Source organism: Paenibacillus sp. MABNR03 (assembly GCF_050455445.1).
In the GTDB taxonomy this organism is placed as follows: domain Bacteria; phylum Bacillota; class Bacilli; order Paenibacillales; family Paenibacillaceae; genus Paenibacillus; species Paenibacillus xylanilyticus.
Map to the genome: position 1 here is coordinate 984,372 of NZ_JBCIYR010000001.1, position 20,280 is coordinate 1,004,651.

Here is a 20,280-nt window from a genome sequence, read left to right on the forward strand (position 1 = left end):
CATTCCTTATCTACATTAAAACTAATTCGGAAAGTGGAGCATGCTGCAAAAGCAACTGCTCCCTTTTTTGTTTACATTTATAGTGCTCTTACATCAAACTCTAATCGATATTTTCAATACGCCATTTGCCTTCTTTGTTTTTTGTAAAGAAGTAAGTAATAGCTGTGTTCTCAATACGCTCATCAGCATATTTTTTGGCATATTGAATGCCCACTCGAATTTGTTCACGTCCATCAATTTTTATTTTCTCCAGGAGATCCAGATCATAGAACATATACTGCACGTCTTCTTCACTGAAAAAGATTGATTCTTTCCGAGAACCTTCATAGAGATATTTTCCGAATTTTTCTTTGTCATTCTCCACAACGGCTTCAATGTTGCTTTTGAATTTTGAGATAATATCATCGTTAAAAAAGCTTTTTTTATATCGGTCAAAATCAATGAATATACCTTTTTCAAAGTTCGCCGCTGAAATCTCTTTGAGTTCCAAATCTTCTGGATTAATTAACATTTCTGATTCTGTGGGGGAAGTACTTGAAGCTGGTGTATTGCTGGTTGAAGGTGTTTGACTGGCGTCACTGATCGATTCTTCATTACTGGTAGGAACGTAAGCTTCACTTGATTTTTCACATGCAGATAGCAGTAAGATTCCACTAATAACTACAGTTAATAAGCCACGAGACAGTTTCTTCATTAAGGAAACCCTCCGATATTAAAAAATTCTAATCAACTAAACACATCGAATTCTATCTTTCACTATTACAAACAAAACATACGGACAAAGGTTTGAAATCGCCATTCACTTGTTTAGATCGGAAACGTTCATTCTGACTCGCTCGCTGCCAAAAACTGCTAGATAATTTCCGCCAGCAACAGGAGTGTTTTTGAAAAAGTAAAAAGAACGTGGCGAAATCCAGCCTTTGATTCTGATACCAAGACTAATTTTATGACATTTCATCATATGAAAAATTCACAACAGAAAAACATATCTCGTACTTAGTATCTACCACCATAATCCGTTACGTTTACACACCCTCATTGTTACAAAAAGAACTACATGACTAAGAAATAAAATTCAAGCTCTTTTTTTGCATTGTCTATCTTTTGTGAATGGTTTCAAAATAATAGTTAGCCTTAACTATAACTAAAAAAGAAGACCCCTTGTTTGTCAGATACAAACAGGAGGCCATCTTAATTGGCTACTTCATCATATTAAAGCCCGCTACTACAGACTGCGGGGCGATTCAATCGTTTTGAGCTGCACATACTCTGAACTCATTCCATCAAGGAAGGTTAACAATTCCTGGTTGAACTTTTCCGGCTCGTCGAAGAGCATGGCATGACCGCTATCCTCGAACTTCACCAAGCGAGCATTTGCGATGCTTTGTGCCGTTAATTCTCCTAGCTCAGGCTCAACAATTTTATCTTTTTGTCCATGGAACACAACTGTCGGTATGTTAATGGAAGCCAGATCATTTCGAAGATCTTCGTCTCTTAATGAGGCTGCGGCTTTGATGGTACCATGGTGAGATGCCTGATAACAAAGAGATTCCAGCCACACCAGCATACCCGGATTAGATTTTGTTTTCGTGAATTTCAGACCGAATTTATTGAGCATTGCAGGTCTGTTCTCGTAAGTAGCGTTGATGAGCTGCGAGGTTACCTCATCCGGATCCATACCATACTCTATACCTGGGCGGCGGGTAAATACAGGTGTGGCAGCACCGGCCAGCAATAATCTTTTAATACCGTAGCCCTGATGACGTGCCATATAGCGTGAAGCTATAGCGCCACCCATGGAGAAACCAACTAGAGCTGCATGCTCCAGGCGAAGTTCATCAATAATAGTACGAAGATCATCTGCCATCCGGTCATAAGAATAACTTTCCCATGGCGCATCGGATTTGCCAAATCCACGGATATCGATCCCAATACACCGGTAACCATGAGAAGCCAGCAATGTATATTGATATTCGAACATGAGATGGTTGGCTGGCCAGCCGTGAAGGAAGATGACCGGAACGCCTTCACCGATATCTTCAACATAGATTTTAACTTTGTCTTCTACCTGTACATATTGTCCCATCTTGATTCCTCCTAGCAATTTACTATTACAGTAGAGTTACTTCGGTTAAGAACACGAATAAAACCGTTCTGCTCACACAATATTAAACTCATACCTATGGACACAAACAATCCGAATGATTATGAGAACAATCGGTAAAAAACACTTACTGATCGTTCTCATAATGTTAGGGTGAATTCACAGGAAAAACAAACCAATCTAGTGTTTATAGAACGACTGTTTTTAAAAAATCAGGGTTCGTGAATAGGAGTTGTATTCTAAACGATCTTCTTAACCTGATACCAAGCCAGAATTAAAACTCCATCAATATTCTTCATCGATCATTCTCAAAATGATATACTTGTGATGGTTGATGATTGGAGGGACTTTAAATGGCCAGAAGCAAGGAATTTGAAGAAAACGAAGTGCTGGAAAAAGCCATGAAGCTTTTCTGGGAACAGGGATATGAGAAGACATCGATGAGTGATCTTGTCGAGCACATGGGCATCCATCGCAGAAGTATCTACGATACTTTTACAGATAAACGAACCTTATTCTTTAAAACAATGGAGCGCTTCGAGAACCGAACCGATGCCAAATTGGGGGCGGGCGTCAAGCAATCGAAGACAGCGAAGGAAGCACTTCAGTTCATTTTTGATTATATGAGTAACGGTGAAGAGGATGCTCCACCTGGGTGCATGTTCGTCAATTCTGCTGTGGAAATGGCTTGTCGGGATGAAGACGTCGATGCCAAGGCAGTTGGAGGCTTCGAAAGAGTTGAGCATCTGCTTGTGGAGATTGTTACGTGGGGACAACAAAATGGGGAGTTCACAGATCGATATGAGGCACAGGAATTAGCTGAGTATTTGCACAATGCTCTAACAGGATTAAGAGTGATGGCACGGACATCGGTGTCAAAGGAAAAGCTAAGTCGCATTACCACGATGACCATGCAGATTTTAGAAAAATAGAAACCTGTTGAATGAAATTGCACGGCTCGTGGATCAAGGTATCATACGGACGACCATGGCACAGAAATTGAAGCCGATCACCGCCGACAATCTGCGCATAGCTCACCATCTTTTGGAGATGTCCGGACAGTAGGTAAAGTTGTACTTGAGCATTTTCAAGCGAATGCATCGAAGCCGCATATTTGCGGCTTTATTTGTTAGCAGCTGTTTGGTGAAAAAGCAACAAACGTTCCACTTTCAACGTCTTATATAGAAGGTAGCTGTATTGTGAGGAGGAGTACGATTGAGAAAACCGGTCATAGGTGCGATTGTATTAACTCTCCTATGTTCACTTAGTGGATGCTATTTCTTCTCAGCAAACGAAACAGGGGATTATATCATACTGAAGGAAGCAGAACGAATCCTGGTAGCGGAAAATATACCTCCCGAAGAAGCTGGCAGTAATCTTGCTGCTCTCAGAGAAAAGAAGATTAAGGTCATCTCCTATATTGTGGAAGATTCCGAGCTCTATGAGCAGCTCGAAGTGGGGGACAAAGTTAAAGTTTCACCAAAAGTAAATGAAGAAGGGTTTTATGTTGTCGGACAATCTGATCCACCTCAAATCGTAGCGGGAAAGATCGAAATAGAAGAATGAGATAGTCAATCTACAAGTAAATAAGTACAAATAATAGTCGAAGAATATAAATGGTTAATGGTGTAAACTTACGCTATCTTTAGTAACTATACAAATGCCTATTGATAAATATAAATTCATTGATAACTTATCGTGTTTGAAACAGCAGGGAAAACGTGCATTTCTTTGAGAAATGTCTTTATATCAATTATGAACGAGCTTTCTTCAGTGATGATGATTTCCAGTCATACGTTAGTGCTACATTGTACAAACGACAAACATGCATTTAACCAGCTGAGTAATCAATTCGAAATACTAAAAGAGATCTGGAAAGTTGAGCGAAAAAGGGAGCTGCCAACCCAGGATGAGGTCAGTCCAAAATGAGGAAAAAATATTTTTAGAATTATGCCTTGATTTTTCTTGGAGTGTTTGATATTGTTTAACCTGTGATTTTGGAAAGCCAATGTATCAATTGGATTGAGAACTTTCCAGCAGATAATTTTGACCACTTCCTCTAGGGAGTCAAGGCCATACGGACAGCCGGGTCAAACGCCGATTGGCAACTTCATGTTGCCTTATTGATTGAGTTAAAAGCTCAAATTTTATAAGTTGGTTACTTTACAACCAGTGCAATTGCACATCAACTTGTGAAACGGTCAATAAGAGTGGTAAAGGCGAATTATTTGCTATATAGACTCTGATCTAATATTGATATACATGAGGGAGCTTTCCGCTAGAAGAGTTCTTGGGAACTTTTTTGGTCATGGAGACTTTACGTTTTTTCACGATGTATATCGACAAGCAAGTGTGATGATGCGCGATTGCGGCATTTTTCACCTTGCTTTTTTTGTTGTATCAGGAACAGACGGAAGTTGGAAAATGAGAAGACCTTGAAACGGACGTTTTAATCAAAAAAACAAAAAAAATCTACATATTGGGATAGGAGAATGGAAAATGGGAAAAGCACTAATCATCGGCGCCGGCGGCGTGGCTTCTGTGGCAGTACACAAATGCGTTCAAAATAGCGAAGTTTTTGAGGAAATTTGTATCGCGAGTCGTACAAAATCCAAATGTGATGAACTCAAAGCCAAGCTGGACGGTGGCAAAACGAAAATTACGACAGCACAAGTGGATGCGGACAATGTAGATGAACTGATTGCCCTGATCAACGAAGTGAAACCGGATATCGTAATGAATCTGGCTCTGCCATATCAAGATCTGACAATCATGGATGCGTGCCTTGCAACCAAAACGCATTACATGGATACAGCAAACTATGAGCCGGAAGATACAGCAAAATTCGAATACAGCTGGCAATGGGATTACAAAGAGCGTTTTGAAAAAGCAGGAATTACTGCACTGCTCGGCAGCGGTTTTGACCCAGGCGTAACTGGCGTATTCTCTGCATACGCCCTGAAGCACTATTTCGACGAAATCGAATACATCGATATCCTGGACTGCAATGGCGGCGACCATGGCTATCCGTTCGCAACCAACTTCAACCCGGAAATCAACATCCGCGAAGTTTCGGCTAACGGAAGATACTGGGAAAATGGCGAATGGATCGAAACAAAACCGATGGAAATCAAACGTGTCTACAACTTCAAGGAAGTTGGCGAAAAAGACATGTACCTGCTGTACCACGAAGAGTTGGAATCTCTGGCGAAAAACATTCCTGGTCTGAAACGCATCCGTTTCTTCATGACATTTGGCCAAAGCTACCTTACTCACTTGAAAGCTCTTGAAAATGTGGGCATGACTTCGATCGAACCGATCGAGTTCGAAGGTAAACAAATCATTCCGCTGCAATTCCTGAAGGCTGTATTGCCTGATCCGGCGTCCCTTGGACCACGTACTGTCGGTAAAACGAACATCGGTTGTATTTTCAAAGGGAAAAAAGACGGCAAAGACAAAACATACTACGTTTACAACATCTGTGATCACCAAGAGTGCTTCAAAGAGGTTGGCTCCCAAGCCATTTCGTATACGACAGGTGTGCCAGCAATGATCGGTGCAGCAATGGTGATGACTGGAAAATGGAACAAACCGGGCGTATACAATGTTGAAGAGTTCAACCCGGATCCATTCATGGAAGAGTTGAACAAATGGGGTCTTCCATGGGTAGAAGACTTCAACCCGGTACTCGTTGATGAGCTGCCAGAAGAAGTTAAAGAATCGGAGCTTGTTCGTTAAAATGCGGTTTGAGCAATTACCGACGCCATGTTTTGTTGTTGACGAGGGGCTTATCGAGAAAAACCTGAAAATCCTGAACGGTGTTATGCAGCGTACAGGTGCCAAAATCGTGCTCGCTCAAAAAGCATTCTCCATGACTGCGATGTATCCATTGATCGGAGAATATCTGAGCGGTGCAACGGCGAGTGGCTTGTATGAAGCACGCCTGGGCCACGAGGAAATGGGTAAAGAGAATCATGTCTTTGCTCCGGCATACCGCGCAGAAGAGATCGACGAGATTCTCTCCATCTGCGACCATATTATTTTTAATTCATTCTCCCAACTGGCAAAATTCAAGGATAAGGCGCTTCAGGCTGGCCGTAAGGTCGGCTTGCGCATCAACCCTGAATGCTCTACCCAGGAGGGGCACGAGATTTATGATCCGTGCTCTCCGGGTTCCCGCTTTGGAGCGAAGCAAGAGGATTTCCAAGCAGAGCTGCTGGAGGGCGTCTCCGGACTGCATTTCCATACGTTGTGCCAGCAAAATTCCGACGATCTGGAAACAACACTAAACGCGGTAGAAGAGAAGTTCGGACAATGGCTGCCGCAAATGGAATGGATCAATTTTGGCGGTGGTCACCACATTACGCGGGAAGATTATGATATTCCAAGACTGGAAGCATGCATTAAACGCATGCAGGACAAATATGGCCTTGAAGTATATCTGGAACCGGGAGAAGCAGTTGCGCTGAATGCAGGTTATCTGGTGACCTCCGTGCTGGATTTCCACAAAAACGGCATGGACATTGCCATTTTGGATACCTCAGCCACTTGCCACATGCCAGACGTGCTGGAAATGCCGTATCGTCCGCCGCTGGTAGGCTCAGGAGAAGTAGGAGAGAAACCGCATCTGTACCGTCTTGGCGGGCAAACGTGTCTGTCCGGTGATGTCATTGGAGATTATTCATTCGATCAGCCTTTGAAAGAGGGCGACCGTCTGGTCTTTGAAGACATGGCGATCTATTCCATGGTCAAAACGAATACGTTCAACGGCATGCCGCTGCCAGCTATTGCGGTAAAAAGAAAAGACGGCGATTGCGAAGTCGTTCGGGAATTCGGATATCAGGATTTCAAAATGAGACTGGCATAGTTGGTCATAATATATACGAATTAATAGTAAGCCGGATTCCGCTAATAGGAATCCGGTTTTTATATGCATCTTCAGGTGCTTTTCTGAATTTTAAAGTGAGTTATAGTCCCGAATAATAACATCGATAACACGTTTTCCCCAGTTCGATGACTCCGTATCCGGTTCATTCCAAGCATAGGTGATAAGCGCTTTCCATAAAGCCCAACCACGTGCACGGTTTATCATATCTGGGTCAGCGTTCATCCGCCCGAGGAAAATGTCTCTACTTGTATCATCAAAAAAATTCCAAGCCATTACCAAATCACTTGAAGGATCGCCGACGCCCATCGTTCCAAAATCAATCACGCCGCATAATCGCCCATCTTGCACGAGCAGATTGCCTACTGCAACGTCACCATGCAGCCATAACGGTGTCGATTCATACCTTGTGGCAAGGGCAAGATCCCATATTTCCAATAACAGCTTTTGATCGTATTGGCCGGATAAACCGTCAATGACGGATCGGGTATCCGAATCGTAAACGGCCAAGTTTCCTCCGCGATGAAAGTTTTGAATGCCTGCTGGTATCCCTTCGCTTGCATCGATTGCTTCTAATTCTTTCAGGAAATTTGCAAGATCCTCAGCAAATGTGTTCAGATCAACGATATTGTCATGTGAGACAGTTTCACCTTCAATCCAGCGGTTGATGGACCAGGGAAGGGGATATTCCTCCGTAGGTTCACCTTCTGCAACAGGGGCCGGGATTGGCAAGGATAGTAAAGGCTTGAAAACAGGAAGCCATGCCATCTCTTTCTTCACAGCAGAGGCGTAACGTTCATGACTCGGCAAGCGAATAGTCATATCGTTTCCCAGTCGATAGGTGCGGTTATCATGTCCGCTTTTTTCTACGGGTGCAATTGTTAACTCTTTCCACTTGGGAAATTGGCTATGGATTAATTGACGTACCAGTTCAGGAGTAATTTCAATCATATCATTCGCCTCATTCTTTTGAAGTTGATTTCCACTTTATTTTACTGCCGTTTCTAAGTAAAGGAATTTTTTATGAATAGTGTAATTGTACAGGATGATATGAAATAAAACATCGGAATATAAACTGGCCTCGAAAAATAAATTACTTATCTCTAATGACGATAGTTCTATATCTATTAAAGATTTAGTTACACCAATAAAACAATGATATAATGTAAATTTACGGTTTAGGCGTACTTCTTTTTATATGCAATAATTTCATCTATTATTGGGAGGAGTTTGTATACATGGCAACGATTGATGATTTTTTAAAACTGGACATCCGAATAGGAACCATTATTCACGCTGAGTTCTTTGCGGAAGCCAAAGTGCCTGCAATCAAGCTTGAGATTGATTTTGGACAAGAGATTGGAATCAAAAAATCGAGTGCGCAAATTACCAAAAGATATGCAGCTGAGGATATCATAGGGAAACAGGTTATCGGGGTAGTTAACTTTCCTCCACGGCGGATTGCCGGATTTAAGTCTGAGGTACTCGTTTTAGGAGGGGTGCCCGAAAAGGGAGATGTCGTTCTGTTACAACCGGATATTGAACTACCTGCAGGGACACCTATAGCGTAGAGATTGCGACTTCGTGACATTTAAGATCTCAAAAATGCAATTTCATAGACTGCTAAAATAATCAAAGGCTATTTCCGGACATGTTCATCTGTCTTGTGAAATGGCCTTTTGTTTGTATCTTGTGTTCATATATGTTGAAGGAAGATATTTAACATTGTGTCATTTTAGAAGGGTCAGGATCATAAGATGTGGAAATAAACCGGACAAGCGAGTAGGAGTGAAGAAGAGTTGAGTGTTCAACTTCTGATCAGTTATATTTTCCTTGGTTTGACGCTTGCTGCTCCCATTGGGCCCGTGAATTCAGCACGATTGGACAAGGGCATCAAGAATGGATTTTGGCATGCCTGGATGGTCGGTGCGGGTTCAATGATTGCGGATGCCGCATTTATGCTCTTGATTTATTTGGGTTTGGTTCAATTCCTCAATATCCCCATGGTTCAAATTCTCCTCTGGCTTGTTGGCGGGTTCACACTGACCTATACCGGGATTGAAAGCATCTTGCAGATTAATAAACTGAAACTTCATTCGTCCAAAAACCGTAAAGATTCCCTTATCCACTGTTTCATGCTTGGCTTTTTCATGTCCATTACGAGTCCGATGTCCATCATTTTCTGGCTGGGGATTTACGGCTCCATTTTGGCCAAAACGGCAGTATCTTTTGGGACGAGTCATTTGCTGATCTACAGCAGCATGATCTTTATCGGACTTACGCTCTGGGATGTGTTGGTGGCGGGTTTGACCACAGGTATGAGGCGTTATCTCAATCAAAAGAGCCTCGCCATAATTTCCGTTGTATCCGGGTTGTCCCTCGTTGGATTCGGGGTATATTTTGCTCTGCAGGGGCTGCGAGCCTTATTTTCGTAGAGGTTGGGCATACACCCAAATGCAACGCTTCTGTACTGGGACAACGCGACACATGCACATTAGGCACATAGACTGCTCTCATCAGTTATGCAGAACGCTGCATGAAAATTAAACTGAAGGGACGATGTACCTAAATGCTGCGAACGATTGTTGTACCAAGCGAGTATAAACCGCTGCTGAATCTCAGAGAAACTGCCGAGGCGATACATTTTTCAAGAAAAACATTTCAGGAGCAGTTGGAGCTGAACTTAAACCTCATGCAGATACCTTCACCGGTTCTTTTGCAGGAAGGTACAGGAATCAATGATAACTTGAATGGTGTAGAGCGTATGGTTTCTTTCGACGCACTGGATATGGAAGAGGGGCAGATTGAAGTCGTCCAATCGCTAGCCAAGTGGAAACGTATTGCTCTGAAGACATATGGGTTCCAGGTGGGAGAAGGATTGTATACTGTTATGAATGCGATTAGACGTGATGAGTGGATGGATAATCTGCATTCCATCTATGTGGATCAATGGGATTGGGAAAAAGTGATCGCTGTAGAACAGCGTAACCTGACCACTTTAAAGGAAGAAGTTCATAAGATCTATCGTTCCATTCAGGCTACGGAACAGGAACTGTGCAAACAATATTCATGCCTTAAACCCATTCTTCCAGCTCAGATATTCTTCATTACAACACAAGAATTAGAAAATCAATACCCTGAACTCACGCCAAAACAACGAGAAAACGAGATAGCGCGCCAATACGGTGCTGTCTTCATTATGCAGGTAGGTGGATTACTGGATTCCGGAAGAATTCATGATGGTCGGTCCCCTGACTACGATGATTGGACACTAAACGGAGATATATTGTTGTGGTATCCTGTACTGGAGCAGGCACTGGAAGTATCATCCATGGGGATCCGCGTGGATGCCGTTTCTCTCGAAAAGCAGCTTGCTCTGAGCCAAACGAAAGAACGGGCTGCACTTGATTTTCATCAGTCTGTTTTGAATGGGGAATTGCCATTTACTATGGGAGGCGGCATTGGTCAATCCCGGCTTTATATGTTCTTGTTAAGAAAAGCCCATATTGGCGAGGTGCAGGCTTCGGTGTGGAATCAGAGAACCTGGCAGGAGTGCCAAGAGGGAAATATCCCTTTGCTATAGAACAAAATCGAGAAGAGGATATCCAATGAGGATATCCTTTTTTTTGTTTGATTAAGTGGAGACCTTATGTTTTTTCCACCATCTCGTCATGATCCAGGTGACCAGACCAATAACAACAATCATGATTAGACTTACGAAAAAGCCCACCCGGATGTCTGGCTTCACTAGTGTACCACTAACGGCACCCAATAACAGAATCAAACCCGATATGCCAAAGATTACATCTCGCAAGCGGATCCGGAGGATCTTGAACGCTGCAATAATGATAAAGGACCAGTTATACATCTGCAGAATACCAGCTGCGGTGGTGATGTACTCGTAGATTTTTCCTGGCAGTAGAAGGGCTGTTACGATGGATGCACATAATCCAACCGCGGCTAGAGCAAGGGATGGCAGGGGGAGCTGTTTAAATTTCAACTTGATCTTGAATAACTTGGGCGCGTCCCCGTCCTTGGACATGGTAACCAATAAGTTAACGACTGCAAACAATGAGGCGCTCATGGCTGAAAAACCGGCCAAGATGATGGCCCCATTGAATACATGTGGGAAAAAGGCCAAATGATACGAAGACAAGGCGGTTACAAATGGACTTTCCTTTTCATTCATCTTCGTATATTGCACCATGAATACGGCCAGTCCGATCGATAACATGTACAGGATTGACAGTCCAGTCAGCATGACCTTTCCCGCTTTGGGGGCATCCTTTTTATCTTGTAACTGAATGGACATGAGACCGATGGTCTCCACGCCGCCATAGGCATAAAACGCATAGAGGAGCGAGGACCAGAAGGCCGGGAATTTTCCAGGGAACACTTCAGAAGCTGAACCAGGAAAGCCCGGTCTTTCATTGCTGCCCCCATGAATCCAGCCAAAGAGTGCAGCTGCGGCTAGCAGAATAAACATAACGATAGCAGCCGTTTTGACTACGGCTAGAACATTCTCGATTTTGTCAAACCACTGTGTGCCGAGCAATACAACAAAAATGGACAGTACCGCATATCCTGCTGCAAAAACCCAAAGGGGAACATTCGGAAACCAGAATCGGGAGAGAATGGACAAGGCAGTCAATTGGCTTCCCATGATCAAAATTTTGGTGCTCCAGTAATTCCAGCAGCATCCGAAACGTGCCCAGCGTCCAAATGCTTTGCCAGCATAATAACAGAACGAGCCTTCTTGAGGATCTGCCGTAGTCATTTTCGCCAGAAAATGAAACACAATATAGGTACCCAATGCCGCTATCAAAAAGGACAGCACCATGGAAGGTCCAGTCTGTTTAATACCGATTCCCGAACCTAGAAAGTACCCGGTTCCAATCGTACATCCGATGCCAAGCAGGGAAAGCTGCCACCATTTTAACTCTCCCTTCCCCTTTCCTTCAGACGATGAGGAAGCGTCTTGTGCAGTGCAACTTAAATCGGTCAATGTAGATACACCTCTCCTTCTCAGATAAGGTGATCCAATAAAGGATAAAATATGCCGTCTTCCGTAACTTCAGTTTTTCGCGTTAAAAGGTCAATGATTCGTTGACATGACTCCAAACGGTATCTTACAATCAATACGTCACTAAAAGGTGTCTAATTTTTGGAAAAGGAATCACCCGGCGACAACGCAACGTGAAAATGCATGTGTTCACTGCAATTTCGTATTCATGGAAATGATATTTAGGAGAGAGTGTTGTGAGTGAGAACATCCAATCGCGTGATGTATTTGACGCGATTGCAGATCCAACCAGACGACGACTGATTGAGTTATTAGCAGAAGCAGAGCCAGAAGAAGTACCGCTATATGAATTAACAGCACAGTTTGAAATGGGTCGGACGGCGGTATCCAAGCATCTAACCGTCCTTAAAGAGGCGGATTTGGTACATGACCGAAAGGTTGGAAGAGAAACGAGATTCAGGTTAAATGCCGCTCCACTCCAAGAAATTCAAGATTGGGTCGCTTTTTACAGTAAATTCTGGAGTAACAATATGATGCGCTTGGACCAACTGCTAGAAGAGGAAAATGAGTCCAACTGAACTGGATTCACTAATGTAAATCGAGGTATCACGAATGACAAATTAAAAAATCGGAGGGTTTCCATGCATGAGCGAAACTAATCAGGAGTACATTGTACTCTCTGGTGCGAGGGAAAACAATCTCAAGAACGTATCCTTGCGCATCCCCAAGCGGAAAATTACAATCTTCACCGGGGTATCCGGATCCGGCAAATCATCAATCGTTTTTGATACAATCGCTGCAGAATCCACGCGTTTGCTGAATGAGAACTTCAGCATGTTCGTGCGTACGTTCCTGCCCCGCGTACCACAACCGGATACGGATGCGATCGAAAATCTAAGCATGGCAGTCATTGTGGACCAGAAGCGATTAGGCGGTGGTTCTCATTCCACAATGGGTACGATTACTGATATTTCACCCATTCTGCGGCTGCTCTTTTCGAGAGTGGGTAAGCCTTATGTTGGACCGGTTAACATGTTCTCTTTTAATGATCCACAAGGCATGTGCCCCGAGTGTAACGGAATCGGACGAAAGCTCGGTGTTGATATGAGCAAGGCCGTAGACATGTCTCAATCTCTAAACGAAGGGGCTATTCTGCTTCCGGACTATGGCGTGAATGGCTGGGATTGGAACATGGTCCTGCAGTCCGGGGACTTCGATCCGGACAAGAAGCTTAACGAATACTCCGATGAGGAGTTGGAACTGCTTTTGTATGGCAAGGCTAGAAAAGTGAAAATGGATTTCGCGGGTAAGGCAACTAATATTACAGTAGAAGGTGTCATTGAGAAGTTTACCAACAAATACATCAAGCAGGATGTTAAGACGAAATCTGAACGCACACAAAAAGCAGTTATGCCATTTATCTCAGAAGGTCCTTGTTCCAGTTGTCAGGGTGCAAGACTTAGTCAGGCAGCGCTCAGCTGCAGAATCAATGGACTCAATATTGCGGAGATGTCTGCCATGGAGGTGGGTCAGCTTATTCGAGTCATTCGGGAGATTGATGACGCAGTTGCAGCGCCAGTTATCAAGTCATTGACGGAACGGCTGCAGCATCTGGTGGATATCGGACTGGACTACCTGACATTGGACCGTGAGACAGATACATTATCCGGCGGCGAGTCGCAGCGGGTCAAGATGGTGAAACACCTTAGTGGCAGCCTTGTGGATGTCACTTACATCTTTGATGAACCTAGCGTTGGCCTGCACCCTCGTGACGTCCACCGGTTAAATGAAATACTTCAGAAGCTGCGCGATAAGGGCAACACCGTGATTGTCGTGGAGCACGATCCGGATGTGATCAAGGTTGCGGACCATATCGTAGACGTTGGACCTCACGCTGGCAGCCGTGGCGGAACAATAGTATATGAAGGAAGTTTCCACGGTCTGCTGGAATCAGGTACCCTGACTGGCTCCCACATGAAACGGCCTCTGCAATTGAAGCACGATTGCAGGCAGCCATCTGGCAAGCTGCCCATTAAGGATGCAACCTTGCATAACCTGCAGAATGTAAGTGTAGACATACCAACGGGTGTGCTTACTGTCGTTACAGGTGTCGCCGGTTCCGGCAAAAGTACGCTAATCAACGAAGTATTTCTCAGCCAGCATTCCGATGCAATCGTGATCGACCAATCTGCGGTAGGTGTATCAACACGTTCCAATCCTGCGACATACACGGGCATTATGGACGATGTTCGTAAAGCGTTTTCCAAAGAGAATAAGGTGAATCAAGGCTTGTTCAGCTTCAATTCCAAGGGAGCATGCGAGCATTGTCAGGGGCTTGGGGTCATTTATACAGACCTTTCCTTCCTGGACAGCGTGAAGCTGCCATGTGATGTATGTGAAGGCAGACGGTTCAAAGATGAGGTACTCGAGTATAAGCTGAACGGCAAGTCAATTGCTGAAGTACTGGAGATGACCGTGGAGCAAGCGTTGGAGTTTTTCCAACTCAAAGAAGTTAGGCGCAAACTTCAAGCCATGAGTGATGTCGGACTGAATTACATTACGCTTGGACAACCGCTTAGCACGCTCTCCGGTGGGGAATGCCAACGAATCAAGCTGGCAAGCGAACTGCACAAGAAGGGCAGTATCTACGTAATGGACGAGCCCACGACCGGTCTTCATATGTCGGATATCGGCCATCTTCTGGAGATCATGAACCGCCTCGTGGATGCCGGCAATACTGTGATTGTCATCGAGCATAATCTCGATGTGATTAGCCAAGCGGATTGGATTATTGATATGGGACCCGACGGAGGCAGCAAGGGTGGACAGGTGGTTTTCGAGGGATTACCTTCGCAGATTGTCCATGAGGAAAAGTCAATTACAGGTCAGTATTTAGATAGTAATGAGAAATAAGAAAAGAACGACTTATGAGGTTCAAGGGGAATGCGAAGGCTTACTATATGTTCATAAGAGAGATAGAAGAGAGAGATAATAAACAGGTCGAATCGCTTATTAGAACCTGTTTGATCGAATTTGGCGCTAATAAACCAGGGACAGCTTGGACTGATCCGCATTTAGGTGATTTCTATAATCTGTACCAAAATGAGGGCTCTAAATACTGGGTGGTTGAGGAAAACGCTAAAATAGTAGCGGGTTGTGGGATTGGACCGATTGAGGGCTTTCCGAACATTTGTGAATTGCAAAAGATGTATGCATTAAAAGAGACACGAGGCACAGGTATTTCAAGCGAATTACTTCACGTTGTCCTTGAATTTGCGAAAAAGCATTATGAACAATGTTATCTTGAAACCCTCAGCAATATGGTCGCAGCCAACAAGTTCTATGCAAAAAACGGGTTCACTGCATTAGAAAAACCACTGAATGAATCGGAACATTTTGCATGCGATACATGGTATATGAAAACCTTATAAACAGAATGAGTTTTATGGAAAACACTAGCCGATACTTCCTAAAGCAGGGAATATCGGTTTTATTATTTTTATCAATAGGTATGAAGTAAGCCCATGTGCTCACTCACTATTACATCTTTTCCTTTTTATGTATAATAAAGTTAGGCATTGGATTATCCATGAAGTCACTAAGGAGGAGATGTATGTTAGCTTTAATCTTGATTTTGGGTTTGATCTATTTTGCAGCTTATTTGCGTGCGATCTACATCAAAACTTGAAAAAATAGCTGATGCATTGGATCGAAATAATAGCACCGGGGACTAGTTTATTTTTTTATAAATTTTGAAGAATAACACGGAGTACACATACATGGCTATGATGGGAATCAAATAAGAGAAAAACGTCCAAAAAACATTCCAGTTATTAAAGTACGTTACTCTTCCTTGGTGCTTCAACAGCCATTCCAGGCACGTCAGTATAAGGGCACTTATGAAGATTACAGGTACAGGTTTAATTTTTTTTTCATAGACCAGATACAGCATAAATAAAGCAACGATGGGGAACATGCCTAGATCAAACGGAATTGCAGAAAAAGCTATATTTTTAAAAACAGGCGAGAGCAGCCAAAAGTAATTGAATCCAATGTTATTAACAACGGAAGCCAGAGCAACTGCAACAGGGAAGAAAGGAAATAGTAATCTCCTGTGTTTGATAAACAGATATATGAACAACACCCAAGGTACAACAAAACCAACAAGGATATTAAGAGTCATCATGATCCTCCCAAAATTTCTGTCACTTATATTCTTAGCGATAAGTTCTAATTTGATCCAGAGAAGATGTTTAAGGGTTAGAATTGAAGATGGAACCCCAAAAAATCAGGTATTAACTCATTTGTGAGTGGAGCCAAAAGACGCCTAGCAGCATAGACCTAGACCTCCATTAATATTAAGCGCTGAAGGAGTATTGACATGGTACTTTAATATTTGAAGTCCACTAAAACAAATGAGCCAGTGTCGAAGTAATATCGACGACTGGCTCATTGCTAGTTTAAGTTGGTGTGAACAGACTAAATCAGGAATCAGATGAACCGATAAAGGCGTACACCGTGCGGAGGGACAGTTGTTTGTACTACACCTGCCTTAAGTTCGGCTGCGGTTCCGTTCCACAAATCGGTGCCGGAGGTAAAGCCGGTGAGCCCGATTTGCTCCAAAGCCAAGCTCAGCGGCAACTCAGAGTCGCCAACGTTAAATATTGCAGCGTAACGGGAATCATCGGTGTCATCAGCTGTCCAGACAATGAGATTACCTTCGCGCAGTGTTTCCTTCGCTCCACGGCTCTCCTGCTGCATGCGCAATACCTCTCGGTTGGTAAGCAGGGACAGCGTCCATTCGTCACAGTCGCGAAGCTCGCCGCCAAAGATAAGAGGGGAGCGGAAGATGCTCCAGAGTGACATCATCGTCAACTGCTCGTCTCTTGTGAAACGCGTCCATCGGTCTGCGCCACCGCCATCCACAGACCGGATTCCGATGTGGCCGAGCGGGAGCATGTCGCAGTCTGGCCAGCAGCCTGCCTGCGGAATTCCTTGCCATGTCCGGCAGCGGTCAAACATATCCAGCAGCAGCGGCCATTGATCCCAGAAGTCATCCGTGACCCGCCACATGTTAGCATGTTCGGTAAAAAATGAGGAGTATTCCACCGGAGCCGGACCAGGGGAGAGGCTCAGCACCATTGGCCTGCCGCAGCGTTCGATGGCTTTGGAGATTAACGCGATCTCTGGCTGATGGGTGTCGTACAGTCTGGAGGCAGCAATGTCGTCTACTTTTACCAAGTCGACACCCCACTCAGCATATAGTTCAAAGAGAGAATCATAGTAAGCCTGTGCGCCTTCTTTCGACGCATCCACGCCGTACATATCCGTATTCCACGGACAGATGGAATTTGTGTGTGCAATATCACGCGCTGTTGCCGTGGTGTTCATAATGGGAGTAGCAGCGTGAGCAGCCTGTCTTGGAATGCCGCGCATGATATGAATGCCAAACTTCAGTCCAAGGCTATGTACATAATCGGCTAATGGCTTGAAGCCTTGTCCGCCTTTTGCGGACGGAAAACGGTTCTCGGCAGGCATTAGCCGGGAATATTCATCCATGATGAGCGGGACAAACGGTCGGTACTGAGAGGAGTTTGCATAAGGCTCGTACCATTGAATATCGACGGTAATGTAATTCCACCCAAATGTTTTGAGATGTTCAGCCATGTATTCCGCATTGCCCCGGATTTCTTCTTCTGTAACGGCCGCGCCGTAGCAGTCCCAGCTGTTCCAGCCTAGCGGTGGTGTAGGTGCTGCAAGCTTATGATTCATGGAATAGCTCCTTTACTGATTAATTATTGCTTTTGTTGTGTTCATCATAATAAAGGAGTTTAGTAATATCTACAGTAATTTTAAACGCCAAGTAGCACAATATTGCGGTTAATCGAAGAACAGTTTACGGTATGCCAAGCTATCTCCTCCGCTGCGGAACTCACCTGGTGTAAGCCCGGTCATGGTGCGAAAAGCTTTAATAAAGTAACTTCCGCTGGAGTAGCCAATCCGTTCTGCAATGGCCTCAATGCTGAGTCCGGTTCCCCGAAGCAGTTCCATGGCCTTTTCCGTGCGGATGCGAGTTAAATAAGCGCCTGGTGTCAGGCCCGTACTGGCTGAGAACCGGCGAATCAAATGATACTTGGACAAAGAGACATGCTCAGACAGCTGATCAATACTAATCATCTGTGCGTAGTTATTTTCTATAAATTCAGCTGCGCGTTGGACGTTTTCTGACCAGTTGCTCCTGTTTCGCAGAGTTGTTACCTGCAGTCTGGCCAGTTCTGTGATGAACTGGTATACAGAAGAAGAAGCGATGAAAGGATCTGAGATTCGGCCTGCTGCCGCATCGTTCACAATCATTCGCAATAGCTTAACTGGTGCACAATCTGCGGGCAGGTATGGGACTTCTCCTGCTTCACGCAAGAATTTGCGCCAAAGAGGCAGAATCAGATTCGGCCGGAACAGCAAAAATAGAAATTCCCATGGCTCTTTGGAATCAGCATGGTAATAATAGCGATGGGGTCCTGGAATTTCAGCAAGAAAAGCCTGTCCGGCAGTGACACGGTGCCGCTGTTTCCCGGATTCATATATACCTTCGCCTGAAAGGGTGTACTGGAAAAGAAGGAGAGGCCCGTCGGTGCGCTCCAGCCCGTCCCAATGATAGGAAGGATTGGTGATGGAATCACAGCCAGCCGCAAATAATACGCATAGCTGCAGCTCCTTATCTTCCGCGAATCGAAAGCCGTATGTACCTCTGGGCATGTCCATGAATGTCTCCTTATGGTTATGAAATTGTTTTTGCGAACAACCGATTAAGTCTGATTATATGCTATTACGATTAGAATGAGGAGGCAATTGCCTTGTTTACTATATTGAATGGCTTTTGTCTTTCACGAGAACCGTTGATGAACTGGAATGGCTGGAGAAACGATCCAATACCTTTTTCATCAAAGGCATAAAAGTATTTAGTATAACTCCTCCTAAACAAACGGTCAGTATCGTTCCCATACCAATAGGGCCCTTTAAAATCAATGCCAGTAACAGGAACACAAGGTAAAGGAGCTTTCTCGCAACCAAGAGATTCGATCGGGTACGTTTTTGAATAATCAATGTTAATCGATCCAGGGGAATCGGTGCGAAGTTGGTCAGTAGGTATGTTGCAGTTCCTAATCCAATAAGTACTAAACCAATGACCATATATACAATTTTACCGATCAATAATTCAGGAGTTACCCAACTGTGCAGGAAGAAAAGCCACATATCAATGCCAATCCCTGTTATAAATGCGGTTAACAACCCTAGAAATTCTGGTTTTTGTCTTGATAGAATAGAATTGCAGCATATCAGGAGCAGCGCAATAATGATCTCCCAGCTTCCTACAGAAAGCCCCACATTCAAGGATAGCCCTACCAATAGTGCATCAAAGGGTGAGGTCCCAAGGTCCGATTGAATCGTAAAAGAAATTCCAAGAGTCAATATTAATATTCCTAAGATGAAAAATATATATTTCAATTTAATCACCCTCGTTATGTATGTTTTATGTTGCAAATACAACAAAATTAAAGTAGATTTAATATATCCTGTTTTTATTGCATTTGCAACAAAATAAATGGCGGGCAGGAAACAAATAAAAGGGAACAGAGAGAATTTGTTCATTCTATCAAGGAGCGAAACTTAATATGACAGAGTCCGTAAAAATCACAAAATGCAGCCGTGAAGATGTGCATACACTCCAGGAAATCAGTATTGAAACATTTAATGATACATTTAAAGATCAGAATTCACCTGAAAATATGAAGGCATATTTGGAAAGGGCATTTAACTCGGAACAGTTGGAGAAGGAGTTATCCAATCATTCTTCCGACATTTTTTTCATCTATTTTAATGAAGAACTTGCTGGCTATTTAAAGGTAAATATCAGTGATGCCCAATCCGAAAGCATGGGGGAAGAGTTTCTTGAAATTGAGAGGATCTATATCAAAAACCATTTTCAAAAGTACGGGCTCGGTAAGCATTTGCTGAATAAAGCTATAGACATTGCGATCGAAAAGAACAAAAACAAAATATGGCTTGGCGTGTGGGAAAAAAATGATAATGCGATTGCATTTTATAACAAAATGGGATTTATTCAAACAGGAGCACACTCATTCTATATGGGGGATGAAGAACAAACCGATTTTATAATGACCAAGACTCTCGTATAATTCAGCAAAGTCATTGCCGGATTCGTCTTTGCAGAGATTAAAATAATAGTACGCAACCCAAAAAAGAACC

Annotated in this window: 19 protein-coding genes; 11 read left to right on the forward strand and 8 right to left on the reverse strand. The window is 43.7% G+C overall.

What is annotated here, in order from left to right:
• Positions 1–100: 100 nt before the first annotated feature.
• On the reverse strand, positions 101–694 hold the full coding sequence (locus AAIH57_RS04230; protein WP_430020653.1) for a hypothetical protein: 594 nt from the start codon (positions 692–694) through the stop codon (positions 101–103).
• Between the two features lie 531 nt (positions 695–1,225).
• Positions 1,226–2,086 (reverse strand): alpha/beta fold hydrolase, encoded by an 861-nt coding sequence (locus tag AAIH57_RS04235; protein WP_413033393.1) that lies wholly within the window; start codon positions 2,084–2,086, stop codon positions 1,226–1,228.
• Between the two features lie 371 nt (positions 2,087–2,457).
• Between AAIH57_RS04235 and AAIH57_RS04240 the strand changes: the two genes are divergently transcribed.
• The 4 genes from AAIH57_RS04240 to nspC all read left to right on the forward strand — a co-directional run bounded on the left by AAIH57_RS04240 (position 2,458) and on the right by nspC (position 6,971).
• The gene (locus tag AAIH57_RS04240; RefSeq protein ID WP_413033392.1) at positions 2,458–3,036 is read left to right on the forward strand and encodes a TetR/AcrR family transcriptional regulator; all 579 of its coding nucleotides are present in this window, start codon (positions 2,458–2,460) and stop codon (positions 3,034–3,036) included.
• 283 nt (positions 3,037–3,319) lie between these two features.
• The gene (locus AAIH57_RS04245) at positions 3,320–3,670 is read left to right on the forward strand and encodes a DUF3221 domain-containing protein (RefSeq protein WP_430020654.1); all 351 of its coding nucleotides are present in this window, start codon (positions 3,320–3,322) and stop codon (positions 3,668–3,670) included.
• A gap of 933 nt (positions 3,671–4,603) precedes the next feature.
• Positions 4,604–5,842 (forward strand): saccharopine dehydrogenase family protein, encoded by a 1,239-nt coding sequence (locus tag AAIH57_RS04250; protein WP_430020655.1) that lies wholly within the window; start codon positions 4,604–4,606, stop codon positions 5,840–5,842.
• 1 nt (position 5,843) lies between these two features.
• On the forward strand, positions 5,844–6,971 hold the full coding sequence (nspC, locus tag AAIH57_RS04255; RefSeq protein WP_430020656.1) for a carboxynorspermidine decarboxylase: 1,128 nt from the start codon (positions 5,844–5,846) through the stop codon (positions 6,969–6,971).
• A 90-nt stretch (positions 6,972–7,061) separates the two neighbouring features.
• Here nspC and AAIH57_RS04260 read toward each other — a convergent pair whose 3' ends face one another.
• The gene (locus tag AAIH57_RS04260) at positions 7,062–7,940 is read right to left on the reverse strand and encodes an aminoglycoside phosphotransferase family protein (RefSeq protein ID WP_430020657.1); all 879 of its coding nucleotides are present in this window, start codon (positions 7,938–7,940) and stop codon (positions 7,062–7,064) included.
• A 287-nt stretch (positions 7,941–8,227) separates the two neighbouring features.
• Here AAIH57_RS04260 and csaA point away from each other — a divergent pair, with 287 nt between their 5' ends.
• From csaA to asnA, 3 genes are all read left to right on the forward strand, one after another.
• Positions 8,228–8,560 (forward strand): chaperone CsaA, encoded by a 333-nt coding sequence (gene csaA / locus AAIH57_RS04265; protein ID WP_413033387.1) that lies wholly within the window; start codon positions 8,228–8,230, stop codon positions 8,558–8,560.
• A 228-nt stretch (positions 8,561–8,788) separates the two neighbouring features.
• Positions 8,789–9,424, forward strand: coding sequence for a LysE family transporter (locus AAIH57_RS04270; protein WP_413033386.1), 636 nt, complete (start codon positions 8,789–8,791; stop codon positions 9,422–9,424).
• 134 nt (positions 9,425–9,558) lie between these two features.
• Positions 9,559–10,572, forward strand: coding sequence for an aspartate--ammonia ligase (asnA, locus tag AAIH57_RS04275; RefSeq protein ID WP_413033385.1), 1,014 nt, complete (start codon positions 9,559–9,561; stop codon positions 10,570–10,572).
• Between the two features lie 51 nt (positions 10,573–10,623).
• Here the strand turns inward: asnA and AAIH57_RS04280 are convergent, their stop codons facing one another.
• Positions 10,624–11,994, reverse strand: a complete 1,371-nt coding sequence (locus tag AAIH57_RS04280) for an amino acid permease (protein ID WP_430020658.1) — start codon at positions 11,992–11,994, stop codon at positions 10,624–10,626.
• A 254-nt stretch (positions 11,995–12,248) separates the two neighbouring features.
• Between AAIH57_RS04280 and AAIH57_RS04285 the strand changes: the two genes are divergently transcribed.
• The 3 genes from AAIH57_RS04285 to AAIH57_RS04295 all read left to right on the forward strand — a co-directional run bounded on the left by AAIH57_RS04285 (position 12,249) and on the right by AAIH57_RS04295 (position 15,443).
• Complete coding sequence (locus AAIH57_RS04285; protein ID WP_413033383.1) at positions 12,249–12,590, forward strand: ArsR/SmtB family transcription factor; 342 nt, start codon at positions 12,249–12,251, stop codon at positions 12,588–12,590.
• 67 nt (positions 12,591–12,657) lie between these two features.
• Complete coding sequence (locus AAIH57_RS04290; RefSeq protein ID WP_430020659.1) at positions 12,658–14,925, forward strand: ATP-binding cassette domain-containing protein; 2,268 nt, start codon at positions 12,658–12,660, stop codon at positions 14,923–14,925.
• A gap of 47 nt (positions 14,926–14,972) precedes the next feature.
• Positions 14,973–15,443, forward strand: a complete 471-nt coding sequence (locus AAIH57_RS04295) for a GNAT family N-acetyltransferase (RefSeq protein WP_430020660.1) — start codon at positions 14,973–14,975, stop codon at positions 15,441–15,443.
• A gap of 299 nt (positions 15,444–15,742) precedes the next feature.
• Here the strand turns inward: AAIH57_RS04295 and AAIH57_RS04300 are convergent, their stop codons facing one another.
• From AAIH57_RS04300 to AAIH57_RS04315, 4 genes are all read right to left on the reverse strand, one after another.
• Entirely contained in the window at positions 15,743–16,198 is a 456-nt protein-coding gene (locus tag AAIH57_RS04300) for a CBO0543 family protein (RefSeq protein ID WP_430020661.1), read from the reverse strand.
• 305 nt (positions 16,199–16,503) lie between these two features.
• Entirely contained in the window at positions 16,504–17,784 is a 1,281-nt protein-coding gene (locus AAIH57_RS04305; protein ID WP_430020662.1) for a glycoside hydrolase family 27 protein, read from the reverse strand.
• A 108-nt stretch (positions 17,785–17,892) separates the two neighbouring features.
• Positions 17,893–18,774 carry a helix-turn-helix domain-containing protein gene (locus AAIH57_RS04310; RefSeq protein ID WP_430020663.1) on the reverse strand — a complete coding sequence of 294 codons (882 nt, stop codon included), beginning with the start codon at positions 18,772–18,774 and terminating at the stop codon, positions 17,893–17,895.
• Between the two features lie 99 nt (positions 18,775–18,873).
• Positions 18,874–19,518 carry a YczE/YyaS/YitT family protein gene (locus tag AAIH57_RS04315; protein WP_430020664.1) on the reverse strand — a complete coding sequence of 215 codons (645 nt, stop codon included), beginning with the start codon at positions 19,516–19,518 and terminating at the stop codon, positions 18,874–18,876.
• A 167-nt stretch (positions 19,519–19,685) separates the two neighbouring features.
• Here AAIH57_RS04315 and AAIH57_RS04320 point away from each other — a divergent pair, with 167 nt between their 5' ends.
• Positions 19,686–20,210 (forward strand): GNAT family N-acetyltransferase, encoded by a 525-nt coding sequence (locus tag AAIH57_RS04320; RefSeq protein ID WP_430020665.1) that lies wholly within the window; start codon positions 19,686–19,688, stop codon positions 20,208–20,210.
• The last annotated feature ends 70 nt before the right edge of the window (positions 20,211–20,280 follow it).

Bases quoted from the DNA above. Each gene is read 5' to 3' on its own strand.
- AAIH57_RS04230 (WP_430020653.1), bottom strand. From the start codon at position 694: ATGAAGAAACTGTCTCGTGGCTTATTAACTGTAGTTATTAGTGGAATC.
- AAIH57_RS04250 (WP_430020655.1), top strand. From the start codon at position 4,604: ATGGGAAAAGCACTAATCATCGGCGCCGGCGGCGTGGCTTCTGTGGCA.
- AAIH57_RS04310 (WP_430020663.1), bottom strand. From the start codon at position 18,774: ATGGACATGCCCAGAGGTACATACGGCTTTCGATTCGCGGAAGATAAG.
- AAIH57_RS04260 (WP_430020657.1), bottom strand. From the start codon at position 7,940: ATGATTGAAATTACTCCTGAACTGGTACGTCAATTAATCCATAGCCAA.
- AAIH57_RS04320 (WP_430020665.1), top strand. From the start codon at position 19,686: ATGACAGAGTCCGTAAAAATCACAAAATGCAGCCGTGAAGATGTGCAT.
- csaA (WP_413033387.1), top strand. From the start codon at position 8,228: ATGGCAACGATTGATGATTTTTTAAAACTGGACATCCGAATAGGAACC.
- AAIH57_RS04235 (WP_413033393.1), bottom strand. From the start codon at position 2,086: ATGGGACAATATGTACAGGTAGAAGACAAAGTTAAAATCTATGTTGAA.
- AAIH57_RS04305 (WP_430020662.1), bottom strand. From the start codon at position 17,784: ATGAATCATAAGCTTGCAGCACCTACACCACCGCTAGGCTGGAACAGC.
- AAIH57_RS04290 (WP_430020659.1), top strand. From the start codon at position 12,658: ATGAGCGAAACTAATCAGGAGTACATTGTACTCTCTGGTGCGAGGGAA.
- AAIH57_RS04300 (WP_430020661.1), bottom strand. From the start codon at position 16,198: ATGATGACTCTTAATATCCTTGTTGGTTTTGTTGTACCTTGGGTGTTG.
- AAIH57_RS04295 (WP_430020660.1), top strand. From the start codon at position 14,973: ATGTTCATAAGAGAGATAGAAGAGAGAGATAATAAACAGGTCGAATCG.
- nspC (WP_430020656.1), top strand. From the start codon at position 5,844: ATGCGGTTTGAGCAATTACCGACGCCATGTTTTGTTGTTGACGAGGGG.
- asnA (WP_413033385.1), top strand. From the start codon at position 9,559: ATGCTGCGAACGATTGTTGTACCAAGCGAGTATAAACCGCTGCTGAAT.
- AAIH57_RS04240 (WP_413033392.1), top strand. From the start codon at position 2,458: ATGGCCAGAAGCAAGGAATTTGAAGAAAACGAAGTGCTGGAAAAAGCC.